At 41.7% G+C, this 13853-nt stretch carries 19 protein-coding genes and 1 pseudogene; 8 read left to right on the top strand and 12 right to left on the bottom strand.

The window, feature by feature from the left end; translation table 11 throughout:
* Positions 1-53 precede the first annotated feature (53 nt).
* Complete coding sequence (locus tag KIT51_05560) at positions 54-524, bottom strand: hypothetical protein (protein UYN87724.1); 471 nt, start codon at positions 522-524, stop codon at positions 54-56.
* Here KIT51_05560 and KIT51_05555 point away from each other — a divergent pair.
* The 3 genes from KIT51_05555 to KIT51_05545 are packed head-to-tail and all read left to right on the top strand — an operon-like array spanning position 506 to position 2173.
* Entirely contained in the window at positions 506-1210 is a 705-nt protein-coding gene (locus KIT51_05555; protein UYN87723.1) for a sigma-70 family RNA polymerase sigma factor, read from the top strand. The genes KIT51_05560 and KIT51_05555 overlap by 19 nt on opposite strands.
* Complete coding sequence (locus KIT51_05550) at positions 1197-1469, top strand: hypothetical protein (GenBank protein ID UYN87722.1); 273 nt, start codon at positions 1197-1199, stop codon at positions 1467-1469. Before KIT51_05555 ends, KIT51_05550 begins: the two co-directional genes overlap by 14 nt.
* Before the next feature lie 32 nt (positions 1470-1501).
* On the top strand, positions 1502-2173 hold the full coding sequence (locus tag KIT51_05545) for a TonB family protein (protein ID UYN87721.1): 672 nt from the start codon (positions 1502-1504) through the stop codon (positions 2171-2173).
* Here KIT51_05545 and galK read toward each other — a convergent pair.
* On the bottom strand, positions 2160-3323 hold the full coding sequence (gene galK, locus KIT51_05540; protein ID UYN87720.1) for a galactokinase: 1164 nt from the start codon (positions 3321-3323) through the stop codon (positions 2160-2162). The two genes, KIT51_05545 and galK, sit on opposite strands and share 14 nt — an antisense overlap.
* An 8-nt stretch (positions 3324-3331) precedes the next feature.
* Positions 3332-4081 carry a methyltransferase domain-containing protein gene (locus tag KIT51_05535; GenBank protein UYN87719.1) on the bottom strand — a complete coding sequence of 250 codons (750 nt, stop codon included), beginning with the start codon at positions 4079-4081 and terminating at the stop codon, positions 3332-3334.
* A 455-nt stretch (positions 4082-4536) separates the two neighbouring features.
* Between KIT51_05535 and KIT51_05530 the strand changes: the two genes are divergently transcribed.
* The 5 genes and pseudogenes from KIT51_05530 to KIT51_05510 all read left to right on the top strand — a co-directional run bounded on the left by KIT51_05530 (position 4537) and on the right by KIT51_05510 (position 7831).
* Positions 4537-4980, top strand: coding sequence for a carboxypeptidase-like regulatory domain-containing protein (locus KIT51_05530; GenBank protein UYN88503.1), 444 nt, complete (start codon positions 4537-4539; stop codon positions 4978-4980).
* Between the two features lie 8 nt (positions 4981-4988).
* Positions 4989-5993, top strand: a complete 1005-nt coding sequence (locus tag KIT51_05525) for a hypothetical protein (GenBank protein UYN87718.1) — start codon at positions 4989-4991, stop codon at positions 5991-5993.
* A 116-nt stretch (positions 5994-6109) separates the two neighbouring features.
* Positions 6110-6484 carry a hypothetical protein gene (locus tag KIT51_05520; GenBank protein ID UYN87717.1) on the top strand — a complete coding sequence of 125 codons (375 nt, stop codon included), beginning with the start codon at positions 6110-6112 and terminating at the stop codon, positions 6482-6484.
* 187 nt (positions 6485-6671) lie between these two features.
* Positions 6672-7400 (top strand): carboxypeptidase-like regulatory domain-containing protein, encoded by a 729-nt coding sequence (locus KIT51_05515; protein ID UYN87716.1) that lies wholly within the window; start codon positions 6672-6674, stop codon positions 7398-7400.
* A gap of 94 nt (positions 7401-7494) precedes the next feature.
* A pseudogene (locus KIT51_05510) lies at positions 7495-7831 on the top strand (hypothetical protein).
* 33 nt (positions 7832-7864) lie between these two features.
* Here KIT51_05510 and KIT51_05505 read toward each other — a convergent pair.
* The 9 genes from KIT51_05505 to KIT51_05465 all read right to left on the bottom strand — a co-directional run bounded on the left by KIT51_05505 (position 7865) and on the right by KIT51_05465 (position 13798).
* Positions 7865-8044, bottom strand: a complete 180-nt coding sequence (locus KIT51_05505; protein UYN87715.1) for a hypothetical protein — start codon at positions 8042-8044, stop codon at positions 7865-7867.
* Between the two features lie 12 nt (positions 8045-8056).
* A complete protein-coding gene (locus tag KIT51_05500) occupies positions 8057-9130 on the bottom strand; it encodes a hypothetical protein (protein UYN87714.1) in 1074 nt (357 codons plus the stop codon).
* 5 nt (positions 9131-9135) lie between these two features.
* Positions 9136-9807: a hypothetical protein gene (locus KIT51_05495; GenBank protein ID UYN87713.1), complete on the bottom strand. Its 672-nt coding sequence runs from the start codon at positions 9805-9807 to the stop codon at positions 9136-9138.
* Between the two features lie 25 nt (positions 9808-9832).
* Entirely contained in the window at positions 9833-10447 is a 615-nt protein-coding gene (locus tag KIT51_05490) for a hypothetical protein (GenBank protein ID UYN87712.1), read from the bottom strand.
* A gap of 3 nt (positions 10448-10450) precedes the next feature.
* A complete protein-coding gene (locus tag KIT51_05485; protein ID UYN87711.1) occupies positions 10451-10678 on the bottom strand; it encodes a hypothetical protein in 228 nt (75 codons plus the stop codon).
* A 73-nt stretch (positions 10679-10751) separates the two neighbouring features.
* A complete protein-coding gene (locus KIT51_05480; GenBank protein ID UYN87710.1) occupies positions 10752-11141 on the bottom strand; it encodes a hypothetical protein in 390 nt (129 codons plus the stop codon).
* Positions 11138-11383, bottom strand: coding sequence for a hypothetical protein (locus tag KIT51_05475; GenBank protein ID UYN87709.1), 246 nt, complete (start codon positions 11381-11383; stop codon positions 11138-11140). The genes KIT51_05480 and KIT51_05475 overlap by 4 nt, the downstream gene beginning before the upstream one ends.
* A 70-nt stretch (positions 11384-11453) precedes the next feature.
* Complete coding sequence (locus tag KIT51_05470) at positions 11454-12527, bottom strand: hypothetical protein (GenBank protein ID UYN87708.1); 1074 nt, start codon at positions 12525-12527, stop codon at positions 11454-11456.
* Between the two features lie 56 nt (positions 12528-12583).
* Positions 12584-13798 (bottom strand): patatin-like phospholipase family protein, encoded by a 1215-nt coding sequence (locus KIT51_05465; protein ID UYN87707.1) that lies wholly within the window; start codon positions 13796-13798, stop codon positions 12584-12586.
* Positions 13799-13853 lie beyond the last annotated feature (55 nt).

The following is a 13853-nucleotide window of genomic DNA, read 5'->3' as shown; positions in this document are numbered from 1 at the left end:
AGTCTACCATAATAATAACTTTTCACCCCAATGTTACCGGGAGCCTTAACCGATCAGCGCTTTAACGTAACCGGGCCATCTGTTGGGTTGCCCATGTCCACTACGTAGCGCCAGTTTCCATCACTTTTCCGTTTCCAAACAGAAACATAGTTGCCATAATACACCGTATCAGTACCGGTTTTTGATTTTGTTCGCAATTCATAACCGCCAAAAGTGTAACCCAATGTTCCGCTACCCTCGGCACGCAGCGGGTACCAGGTAAGTTTTTCATCACCGGCAGGGTTTTCTTTATGCCATTGCATAAGCGCAAACTTGCCAACCACGGGTTGCCGGCCGTGAACGGGTTTAATCACTTTCTCATCGGCATAATAAAGAAAGGCTTCATCAATACCTTTTTCGGTTGCCATCGCACAAAAATCCCTATCAGCCTGAAGTAACTCTTCCCGTAAAGCAGATGGATCCACCCCACGCACGCATGAATCAAGGATGAATACCGAAAAAACCAATGAGGCGAAATAGCGCATGGGCTTGTGAACTAAAGGGAATCAATGTAGTGCATTATCGTGAAAATCAAAAATACCGCTTAACCTTCAGTTGTGACTTTCATAAAACCTTCGGATTATTAAGCAAAGATTACCCCTTGCTATCGGATGAAGAAATACGCCATGAGTATACCATCCTCGAAAAATCGAGAAAGGACCCGCAGGCGTTTGGCGAACTTTACGAAAAGTATTTCGACAAAATTTTCAATTTCATTTACCGGCAAACCGATGATGAAGAACTTACTGCCGACTTGTGTTCGCAGACTTTCCTTAATGCCCTGAACAATGTTAACCGGTTTGAATTCAGGGGTGTACCCGTATCGGCCTGGTTGTACCGTATCGCAGCCAACGAGGTAAACAAGCACTACCGGAAACAAAAAGCCACCCGTGTGTTCAGTATAGAAGAAATACGCGTAAAAGAATTGGTAGAGATTGGATCGGATGGGCCAGATGAAGAATTGGTGCAGCGCATGATCAGTTATTTAAAGGAACTACCTACCGAAATGCTGGAAGTGCTTGAACTTCGGTTTTTTGAAGACAAAGACTTTAAGGAAATTGCATACATTCTTAACATCACGGAAAGTGGTGCCAAGATGCGAACCTACCGGGCATTGGACCGGCTAAGAAAAAACTTTAAACTCAGCATCAAGTACGATGGGAAGAAATGAAATACGGCTAAGACGGAACCTGATGAGTACCGGGCGTATTGCACGACACCGCAATTACGCTGAGCTCATGCGCCAGCACGACCGTGATACACGGCTAAAGCGTATTGTACGCGTATTTACGTATTTCCTGGTTGTACTATTCTTGCTTATTATTCTGCTCATTGTTATGCGCTGGGAAGCCAAACAAACCGGGAAATCATCAAAAACAACAACTCCCGAAATTTTTCATTCACCTGCCAGTGACTTTACTGACGGCTGATGATTAGGAGGGTGTAACAAAACACCTGGCCTATGGAACCCAAGAAAAATCCTTCAAAAGACATTCATCGCTTTTCGAAACATTTCTTTTTACTCGGCATAGCCATCAGCACTGCGTTGATTATCATGGCCTTTGAATGGAGAAGTCGCGTAGGATCCTACACTCCCCCATCCGACCCTACAGGCGAAATGCTTTACACCTATACTGATGTGCCTTTAGTTGTTACAGAAGCACCGGAAATACCCAGGCAAAAAGAAGTAAAGATTTTTGATTTAACTAAGATTGAAGTTGCAGAAACAGAAACTGCTCCTGCTGATGACATTGTTGTTGAAACAAATAGTGAGGTTCCTGTTGGGACACTTCAGATTGAGATACCGATTGAAACCCCATCCGACACTTTTTTGATTGTGGAAAAAATGCCTGTGCCCGTTGGTGGGTTCAATACATTTTATAAACACCTGGCTAAATCCGTTAAATATCCATCGCTCGCCAAACGCACGGGTACCGAAGGTAAAGTTTTTGTAGAGTTTGTCATTAATGAATTTGGTGAGCCCGTAAACTTTAAAGTAGTGCAAGGAATTGGTGCGGGCTGCGATGAAGAAGCTATTCGTGTGCTTAAACTGGTGCGCTGGGAACCCGGCAAACAGCGCGGTAAACCGGTAGCCGTAAGAAAAATCCTTCCGGTTTATTTTAAACTAAACTAGAACCAACAATGCCCGTACCTTCTTCCAGGTTTACCGGATAGGTTTTCAGGTTAATGGAGAAGGCCTCATAATACTGCTGCGCAAGGAAATCAATAAGGTCATCAACTGTGCTTTCTTCCACAATATTAAGGGTACATCCCCCAAAGCCTCCGCCCATCATACGGGCGCCTAAAACCGATGGAATAACTTTTACCCGATCAACTAAAAAATCCAGTTCGCGGCAACTCACTTCATATTGTGTGCTCAGGCCTTCGTGCGTGGTAAACATCTTTTGCCCAAACGCTTGGATGTTGTTCTCGGTCAGGTCGTTGCATGCCAGGGGTACACGCATAATTTCATTCACCACAAAGCTTGCTCGCTTAAAAAGTATATCATCTATCGGTTTAATGCATTCATAAAGCATTTCGGGCGTTGCATCACGCAAACTTAAAACGATTGGGTACTTCTTCCGGATCAACTCCACGCTCATCTGGCATTCTTCGCGTCTTTTGTTGTAGGCAGAAGATGCAAGCGAATGCTTCACCTGCGAATCAACAAGCAGCAGCTTGTACCCCTTAAGTTTAAGGGGCACATACTCAAAATCCAACGAGCGGCAATCCAGTTTAATAACATGATCCTTCTTGCCAAACACACTGGCAAACTGATCCATTATGCCACACATCACTCCTGCAAATTCATGCTCTGCCTTCTGGGCAAGTTTTACCAAATCCAGACGGTTTAGCCTGAAATCAAAAATTTCATTGAGCGCAAATGCCACAGCGCACTCCACAGCAGCTGACGATGATAAGCCAGCACCGAGGGGCACATCACCCGTTATAGCCAAATCAAAACCGCGCACGTGGTATCCCCGTTTTTGAAATTGGTCAACTACACCGAGTATATAATTAGTCCAGGTCTTTTTAGCAGCGGGCACAATAGCCGATAAGGGTGTTTCAACAAAATCATTGTACGCAGAAGCAAATAGGCGAACAACTTCGCTGTTGTTCTTACCTATAGCCACATAAACGGCTTTATCGATGGCTGCTGGCAATACAAAACCATTGTTATAATCGGTGTGCTCGCCAATCAGGTTTATACGCCCGGGTGATCGCACAATTAACGGTTCGCCCGTGTACCGGCCAGAAAATACCTTGCGCAAACTTTCTACCATAAACGATTTTATTTTTTACAGGCCACTAACCAATCCCATGGATAAGGATCCTTTAACGAAGCGGGTGCACTGGCAAACTCGGTATTCCAATTGTATTCGATTTTTTCAATTGCCGTTACGGCAAAGCCGGCTTTGCGCATCAGTACCATTAATTCACTGTGGGTATAGTGCTTGGTGGGCACCTTGTTGATATGGATTATGCCCTGTATAAGATCAGGCTTACTGGCTTGAAAGTAATCAAACTCATGGGCAGGTATAGCTTTCAAATCAACACCCTCCTTTTTGTATAAACGGATCAGTTGCCACGAAGCATGTAAAACCGATTCAAGCGAGGGCAAAACAATCACTGCGGTTCCTCCTTTCTTCAGCGATTTCCAGATGTTCCTGAACATGATACTATTCTTCTCTACTTCGGGCAACATGATTACGTTGCAGCAAAAAGCAAACTCAGCAGGCGCAACTTTTAACCGTGGGTTCGATAAGTCAGCGTGTTTGAACACGATGTTTTTATAGGGCCGTTGGCGGGCATTGGCCAGGCACTCTTCAGAAATATCCAGTGCAAGTACTTGTTTAAACGCTGGAGCCAGGTAAGGAAATGCCTTACCTACACCACAACCGAAGTCGATAGCACGGTGGCTTTTGTTCGCGTGTTTCTTAAAATAACGGGAAAGTATTTTACGCTTATCGCTTTTGAATACATCAAAAATTTCGTCTTCATAGGTAGGGGCAATGGTGTTCCAATGCTTTTGTTGATCCATGTGTGGTTGGGTTAATTACACAGCGAACAAATTTATACTATTTCCACTTGATATGTCAGGATAAAGGATCATGTCAAAATCAAGAAATTAAAGCAACTCGAGTTTAAGAAATAAATAGCAGGATCACTATAATTTTTTTTTAACTGTATTATGAATTTTAGATAAAACATTTTTTTGTGAAAACTGGAATAAGTATTACCGTACCAAAGCCGTGTTCAGAAAGTTGGGAAAATTTCTCAATAGTGCCCGAAGGCGGGTTTTGCAAATCCTGCAATAAAGTAGTTATTGATTTCACAGGTATGAGCCAAACCGAACTATTGGCATTTTTTAAAACAAAACCGGTACATGCATGCGGACGTTTTCGACCTGATCAATTGAAAATGCATACATTTGAAGTGCCACTCCATATCAAACCGGGCTTTTCCTTATTTAAGGCGGGCTTTCTAAGCCTGTTAATGTTCTTGGTTAGTAAACCAATTACTACGGCTCGTGCAACCGAAAATAGTAAAACTGAGATAAACATACAGATTTATAACCCCCACACATTCACTTTTAACGATGAAATCATTGTCAAAGGCATAGTTGTTTCCTCAGAAGATCGATATCCATTACCGGGAGTTAATATTGTTTTAAAAGGATCAACTATTGGTATTGCAACCGATGCACAAGGTCGGTTTGAATTCCCACAAAAACTCAAAGAAGGAGATGTACTGGTTTTCAGTTTTATAGGACTTAGAACCTTGGAATACACGGTCAAAAAACATTCAGACGACAATGGTGAGATAAGAATGTTTAAAATGATTATGGAAATTATGGGCGAAGTTGCCGTGCACGATATTTATGAAACCAAGCAATCCGGGTTTCAAAAAATCTGGGCTAAAATGAGGGGCCTTTTCTAACATGTCACATGGGTTTCTCTACATTTAAAATTTCTTTAATTTTTGCATTTCCTTCAATTGTCTTTGGTCAGTTAAAGGATTTTAATGGAGTAGACTTTAAAAAAGCTGATAGTACCGCAAAGCAATATCAAGGTCATTCCTTGCAAGACATAAGGAGTTTGTCATTAAAATTGACGACTTCACTTTCCAGCGATGTTGAAAAGTTTAGGGCTATTTATCGGTGGACTTGCCTGAACATCGAAAATGATCCCGTGCTTTTCTTAAAAAACCAGCATAAACGCAAAAAATTAAAATCCACGGAAGCCAGGGATAAATGGAACAAACAACTGAATACAATTGTATTTGAAACGTTAGTGAAAAAGCATAAAACCGTATGCACAGGTTATGCTTACCTGGTTAAAGAATTGGCATATCATGCGGGGTTAAATTGCGAAATTGTAGATGGTTACGGACGCACGGCAGCAGCCAACATTGGAGGAACTGGAGTTATTAATCATTCATGGAATGCAGTGCAGCTTAATGGCAAGTGGTACTTGTGTGACCCCACATGGTCTAGTGGAGCAGTCGATATGGAAAAAAGAATATTTATAAAAAATTACAATGATGCATACTTTTTAGCTGAACCAAAATTATTTATTCGTAATCATTATCCATTGGACACCACCTGGATGTTAGTGACAGAAAAACCGTCTCTATACAAATTTCTAAACAGAACCCTTATTTATAGTAGCTTCTATGATTTTAATATTGAACAAGTCCTACCGGAAACATTTAATGTCATAATTGAGAGAGGGAAACCCCTATTTATTCAGTTTAGTCAGCCTAGTGATGGGCATACGATAAACTTAATTATTAACGGACCTAAAGGAGTTGTTACGCTTACTCCACAATTAAAAAAGGAACCTAACGGTTTGAACATGATAGAACATTCATTCTCATCAAAGGGTTTACACACCCTTCATGTCTTGTTGAACAGTAGCTATGTTTTTACTTATTCGGTGTTGGTAAAGTAAAACCAATCCATTTCGCTTCTTTTAGAAAAGGGCTATTTTTAAAAATTGAACTTTCAATCTCTTTCCAACCCACCAGCTATTTCACGTGTCTAAGTAATCAGATAAAAAATAAGTCTATGCTCCGTAACCTTGTTTATTCTGTTTGCCTGTTCGCCATCCTGTTTAGCTGTGACGAAAAGACCCCTGCCTATACCGGTGAGTGCATTGCCGTAAGCTATTTGCGCGGTATTTGCGGACAGGCTGTGTTAAAAATCCAGGATCCAAAGTATTTTCATTTAGGGGAAGATGCCGATGGCGACACCAATGTTTTTCTGGCTGGATTGGAGTGCTTTACCGACTCCAATGTGCTTCAGAAAAACACCTTTTATGTTGAATTAAACCCGAATGATTTCAATACGAATTGTGCGGTTTGCCTGGCGGCTGTAGCCTATTCCGGCTCAAAGCAATATGCCGTGCGGGTACATGAAACCTGTTCAACACCCGGGTTCTGAAAAAACCGGTTCTCCTGAAGGACAAGGGTTCGGAAAAAGCACCCGTTAACTGCTGTGTTTTTAGTAGATTTTGTTCCCTTGTGCTTTTGGGGCCGGAATAAAATGGCCACCGAAGGCACAAAAATTGAAATACCGGGTATGGAATAACCATTCCTGATGCATCATAGCCTTACTAAACCTAACGGCTATGAATAAAACCCTACAACTCTCCATTCCCACACCCTGCACCGAAAACTGGAGTTCCTTCACGCCCAGTGAGCACGGTGGGTTTTGCAAATTATGTAATAAGGAAGTGATAGACTTCACCACCTGGACAGACGAACAGGTAAAAGATTATTTCAAAACCTTTCCGCAAAATACATGCGGGCGGTTTCGCCAACAGCAACTTGGTGTTTACGCCCTTAACAATGCATCAACCAAAAGCCCTCGTATTACCTGGCTTTCAGCCATACTTTCGGCAGGGGTAATTTTCTTCTCATCACGTTATGCGTATGCACAAACACTACCCAAACCACCAATTGAGCAAGTTGGCACACAAATCAACATCAACCAAAAGCCTGCACAAACTTTTCCAACCCTGCGTTTAAGCGGTGTTGTTACTGCGGCAGAAGATGGCTCACCACTGCCAGGGGTAAATGTATTTTTAAAAGGAACGGCAAAGGGTACCACCACCGATGCAACCGGTGCATTTGAGTTACAGCTTGAAAAACTTACCGGCAGCGAAGTGCTGATTTTTTCCTTCATCGGGTTGAAAACTGTTGAATACCCCATTACCGCGAATGCACCTGAAAACATTGTTATAAAAATGGAAATGGATCAAACTGTGCTTGGTGAAGTAATAATGATGGGTGGTGTTTGTGCCCGGAAAATCAGTGTAAGAAGGTTGTGGTGGAGAATTAAGGGGTTGTTTTATTAGCTGACAATTATCAGTGCTTCAGGCGTGTTCAAATCATAGCATTCATGCAGCCGCATACATTTCTTTCGATCGCATTCCGGTATTTATGCTCAACATGGACAACTCCAAAAAATTGGTTGGTATTAAAATGCTCCATACCATCATTTGGCTTTTCTTTAACATCGTGATTTTTTACCTGCTGTATGCCGTGCTCACCAACCGCATCGACCAGTGGGTGTGGATTGGATTGGGTGCTTTTTACTGGAAGGTATTGTGCTTCTTATCTTCAAAAACTTCTGCCCGCTTACATTATTGGCAAGGCGGTACTCTACATCAACCGAATATAACTTTGATATTTACATTCCCAATTGGCTGGCGCGATATAATAAACCATTTACACCGGGCTGTTGGTGGTGGTTATAGTGATATTGGTGTTTCAACTGGTGGGGTAAAGTGATTAAGATAATAAAGCAGCTCCTTTTCTTCTATGCTAAATCCTCTTCCAGTACTCTTCGCGATTTGGGAAATCCGTTAAATGAAATAAGGTATGAAGTACTTAACTGATACACTATTTCTACAATTCCTTGTGTGCCTGCAGGAATTATAATGTCAGCATATTTCTTTTGAACATTAAGTATTACAGTGTCACCAACTTTAAATCTCATAATATCAAGTAGCTAGTTTTTAATATTGTCAAATTGGCTTTTGTGTGCATCAAAGGCATCTTTGGTTACTTTCAATGCTGCTGTCTTTTTTGTCCCTTCTTTTCCAAGTAAATCTTCTTGCTGTTGCAAAATTATGTAGGTCATTTGCAATAAGCTTTCATTGAACAATAGAGCATTTTCTTTGTACTCTGCTTTTGCTTTGTTCAGTAGTTCCAATTCAGGCAATAAAGATACCTCTAACTCGCCCTTTTTTACAGAAACACCTGAAGTCATTGCCAAAAAATTAATTGATTGGATCAATCCTTTGAAGGTGGCTTCAACTACCTTAGTGGCATCTAAGCGGACCCCCTTAACCGTAAAGTGACCCTTATTCTCCATGGTGATGGCAATATCAGAATTACCCATAAGTGTGCGTACGATCGTTTTAGAATACGCTGATTTCCTATTTGCTTTGGTATGTACTGTGGAGAAATCATTTTTAACCTTCATCCTATTCCAAAATCGCTGTGGTGACTGAACTACAGATGATGCAAGTAGGTCATTTAATAACTCATCAACACTTAAAGACAATTCCCTTTCCTTCTCGGCAAAAAATAAATCAAATCCCTCAATTGGATGCCCGATTTCCATTTCAATGTCATTTTTAAGCTGAAAAAATGGTTCAACGCTATCTTCCAATTTGTTCTTAATAAGCAGATAGTCAAGTGGCATATTATCGCTTTTATAAGCTAATGTGTATTTGGCGAGAGCAATATTCACCTCGGCAGTAACACTGCTCAAGGTTTTGTCTATTGCCCTGTCAATGTTAGTGATTATTTCCTGCGTATCAGATTTAGCAATCACGTTATCAATTTCTAGTTTAGAAATTCCAGCCCTTACCAGTTTTTTTAAATCCGAACGATAGTTATCAAAAATATTCCTATCCAGGGCAGTCTTTAGCTTAACATATAATTGTTCAGTTTCCAATCTGGCAAAATCAGGCAATTTTCGTAGTGCCTCGCGGTTCAAAACATCTACACGTATTTTAAGTACAGAGCTACACCCTGTAAATAAAAGAATGTTAATAAAAAGGTAAATTTTTCCCATGATGACTACCTGTTTATTAATGAATTTCTATTATCCATAAACCACTTCTGGGCAACCCCTAGGTCAGTAAAATTTTGTGGGTTACCAAAATATTCAGCCGTTGCGTTTAAATATGCAAGCAACTTAATCCTGATTGATTCGGGGGATTCAGAGACAGTAATTGAGTTTAGATAGTTTTCACCCAGAATTATCATTCTATTACGCCTCTTCATTTCAGCATTTTCGCTAACTTTCATTTCTTCAAGCTCTATAAGTTTATCACGATTAATAATTCTCGCCAAATACAATTGTGTTTCCTTACTTTCGACAAAATTTCCAAACGCTGTAGAAATTGCATCGCTATTTGTTGAAAGCATAAGAACAAATTTTTTTCCATCAGAACCTATTGGTTCAATTCCTTGATTGGGTTGCTTAGAATCAAGTTGCTTCGACTCAAATTTTACACTTTGTGGCTGTTCAATCTCCCCGAAATAATAGTTGACTGCCTCTTCATCGAAATTACCGGATAGGTATCGTGAACTAGTCAAGAATGCATGCCCCTTAATCTGCAACCTATAGTAGTTAGGCGGGTTACCCGCCTTATCTTTAAAATAATGCATCTCTCGAATAGATTGGCATCCTGCTACCATTATAACAATTGCAAGGCTAAGGATAAATAGTGGAATTTGTGACTTCATAAAATTCTTAGTTCAACACCAACAACTAACATTGAAATACCTGGCAAAAAACATCTTTACCAAACTCCCTCATCACCAAGCTATACTTATCTCTTTTTTCTGTAACCTTATCAAAATCACCTTTCAAAAAAGCCAATACACGTTGCTCATCAGGAAAATTTTGAAGTTTTTCAACGACAAGGTTATGGATATCTTCAACCGTGCTGGTTTGGTATTGAGCATTTACCCTATCAATAAAATTCGAATAATTTCTAAACCAATGAACCTCAATTTTAGAAAGTAATGGCTCCTCTATAAAATGACTAAAAGTTTTGATACCTACAGGAAACGTTTTGTCAGGCCCGATGGAAAAGCTAAAAATCTTTAGATCAAAAAAAGCCTTTGTAAAAATCCCGATCAAAATAGCTTGCATTAAATGGTTTTCACTTCCCGGCAAAAAGATCACGTTTCCGAAAACCTCATTCTGTACACTCCAAAGTATTCCAGTACCTAATAAACCAAAGAATGCAGCATAGCCATATAATGCAGGAGATGATACTATAAAAGCCGCAATTTTTCGATACTTAATGTTAATGATCTCAAGAATTGAAAAGGTTCCTGCAAGCAAAAAAGCAATTATATAATATACAATATTTTCCATGGCTTATTTCTTTAGTTTATCCCATGCGTTGAATTTTCCGCCCCGTTGAACAAGATTCAAAGAGTTTCCCTCAATTTTTATTAAACCCAATTCTTGAAGTTTGAACCCTTCTTCTAATACTTGAGTTATTGTAGATCCTGTTAGATAAGCCATATAATCGGCTTCAACTGCATCTTTCTTTTCATGCAATACTTTCATTATTAATTTTCCAACGTCTTGTGGGGGCATCATATCATTATATTGCGTTTTGCTTACCTACTCTTCTCCGGATTTTCGGCTTACTCCGTTTTTTTTGTACACGTATCTATTCCTTAAAATTATCGGTAATCACAATAGGACATACCCGGCAAGCATTACCACCCCGCTGATGATACCATCTGCAATCTTGACGTATACCGCAATTCGGCAGGGCTTTCATTAAATTTTTCTCCATGTTTTGCAAAACATCTTCGATAATTCCGCAACCTGATCCAGTCCATTGGTGACATCCCTTTTCTAAGCAGCGGTTGGCAAACCGAAAACGTTTTTCAGCACTTCTACCTTGTCGCACTATTTCAACAAATTCATGGAAAACGGGGAGCGGCTGGCCAAGAAAATTTATCTGTCCTTGTTCGTTTACGAGACCGATGACTTCGGCACCCTCCTCGCAAACGGAACTAGGACAGGTTTTTGAATTTGAACCCAACCCTGTCACTTTCTCAGCGGTTTAAATGTGAGGGAGTTCTTAAGCTTTGCAAGGGAATCAAATCGTTTGATCCAGATTCCATACCATTCCCGCTTGGGAATTTTGGGGATTTGCTTCTCACCAAGAATTGCACTCAGATCAAGTCGGGCAACATGCTTTGCTATCACCGACTTGATCTCTTTGTCAATCGCACTCTTTTGGGCGCTGGTTAGTGGAATATCCAATACCACGTTGAATTTTGTAACTGCCATCTTCCTATAGTTATTTGCCTACTCTTCTTCGGATTTTCGGCTTACTCCGTTTATGTTAATTCAATGCGCTTCAGGACGGGGTTACCTTGTGCTTACTGATAAACCCTTCTATAAAATCCGTGCCCGCATACCCTGCGGTTAAAAATGCCAGCAGGGTTGATTTGTCGATCGTTTCAAGGTCTGTCATGTTAATAGCGGCCAGCACGCCTGCCACACCACCTACTGCAAAGGCTAACACCAGGCTAAGGGTAGTGCGCTTATAGTCAGGTGCCTCGCCCGAATCGGCTGCTTTTTTCAAGCCAATAATTACACGAAGTAGTTGGCCGACTGTGCCAACAATTCCGCCAAGCATTATCAATATCAGGTATTCCATAGGTTGTAATGGTTTTGCAATTGAAGTACGTGCGATAACAGGCGGTGGCGAAGAAGAAAAAACCAGTCGCTCCTCTCCTGCATCGGTATTGACGCGAGCATTTGTGTGCAGGTACTCTTCGGTAATGTCTTCAAAGCCGGTAACCGGGTGAATTTCCCAACAAGTGTGACGGTTATAACCTGGTACATCCCCACATTTTTCGGGATTGTAACTGCACGCATCCTTCTCATGTTCCGTATCATAAAAAAGCCAGCCGCTTATTCTTACTTTTTTACCCACGTAGTTTTGTATTTCACCATGTGTCCAGTCGATGCCCTGCTGGCGCATCAATTCGCGCAGGCGTGGTGTAATCTCTACGGTAATGGTTTTACCATCTTTAGGCTCATCGGGTGTAAGTGCAATCTCAATGTGCTGGTCGGTAAAGTATGTACTGGTGCTTTTGCAATTGCAGGTTTCCTTCGATCCCTTTTTTGCGGCATAAACAATAAATCCTTCTATGGTTGCCGCCTGGTTAACATTGAACTTATTTCGGTCGGGCTTACCCTCATTGGCCAACATAGCCTCTAAGGTGACGCTGTTATTGTAATCGGCTGCTGTTGGAAACGTGTAACGATTTTTGAGACGGTTTAATGCTTCAAGTTGCTGGATTCTTGCCGGTGAATTATTCTGACTTACCTCGCCTTCCATCGGGCAACCATTGTATATATCCAAGTTTTGCGCAGCAACACAGTAGGTCAAAAGCACTAGCAACAAGACGAGTCTTACTCTCATAGGTGGTTCAGTATCGCCTACTCTTCTTCGGATTTTCGGCTTCCTCAGTTTTATTGTTAAAGTTCAGCTCTCAATGTTTTGTAATCTTCCCAACAAAAACATTCTAAAAATTCAATTGCCTTTTGCGCACCCAGCACAAACAGTTTCTCTTTTTCCTTTTCACTCATTTCAAAATCCAGCCAGTTAAATTCCTGGTCTGCATCTATGCGGCAAATAAGTTTGCGGTACTCCGGGTTCTTCATCAGAAAGTCGTAGTCGTGGATCTGGCGCATGGTGCTGATCATTGCCCCGCTAAAGCTGAACAGGTTGTTAACCTTGCTATAGTTTTCGCGGTAAGCACTTAAGCGTACACCAAATGTTGGACGCGTAGGCAGTTTGCCATCGGTACGGTGAAACACATTGATGGGAAAGTTGCTGAGCATGCCCCCATCTACAAATTTTACAGCAGGGGGTATGGGGCCTGTGTAACGGGCATATTCATCCCACCATTTCGCTTGTTCGGGATGGTTGGGTATGTTATTGACCTGGTATGGCTCAAAGAAAAACGGTATAGACATAGAAGCGCGCACCAGTAGTGCCGGTGAAACGTTGCCAGGGTTGGCCCAGTACAAGTTGGCCATGCGTGGAAACTCCACCTTGGTATGGGTGGTGATGTCGGAGGTGATGATGACTAGTTTAGCCACGGCATTGCTTAAATCTTCTCCGCTCCGGTGGGTAAGCCCGGCAGGTAATATTTTTCTTCGGGCTTCCAGGTCGTCAAGTGTGGTAACGCCCGCCTGACGCAGGGCTTCGATAAGCCACCGTTCGAACAGGTTGCCGGGGTTGAGGCCCAGTTTGGTTTTGAGTATCCGCAACAGCTTCAACGCATTCAACGCGAGGGTTACTATTTTAAACGGAGCATTACGAATAAATTGCTGTACGAGTTTGCGTACGGAAGCATCACCATCCACAAATTCAATCAGGTTTTGGTTAGCCAGCAATTCCAGTATGCGCTCGGATTTGGCATCACTTATTTTTCCCAGCGAGGCCAACAGCAACGTGTTGATGGCTCCTGCCGAGGTACCGGCCAGGCTAAAGAAACGAATACCGGCTTGCTCCAACACATAGGTGTAACCCACCAAGGCAATGCCCAGCACGCCACCACCTTCCTGCACCAGATCGACATACTGAAAGCCTTCCCGATCAGTAACGTCACTGAAGTGCCTTCCTTTCAAACGTAGGAGACGTTCATATATATCGGTTTGTTGTAAAGCGGTTAGGTAGGGATTCATGTGCGAAGGGAATTACTATTGCACATGTCTTCATCTTCCCCCTCCGGGCCCCGGA

The organism is Cyclobacteriaceae bacterium, assembly GCA_025808415.1.
Taxonomy (GTDB): domain Bacteria; phylum Bacteroidota; class Bacteroidia; order Cytophagales; family Cyclobacteriaceae; genus UBA2336.
Note: the sequence above shows the minus strand (reverse complement) of the source record. Positions and strands in the feature narration are given on the sequence as shown.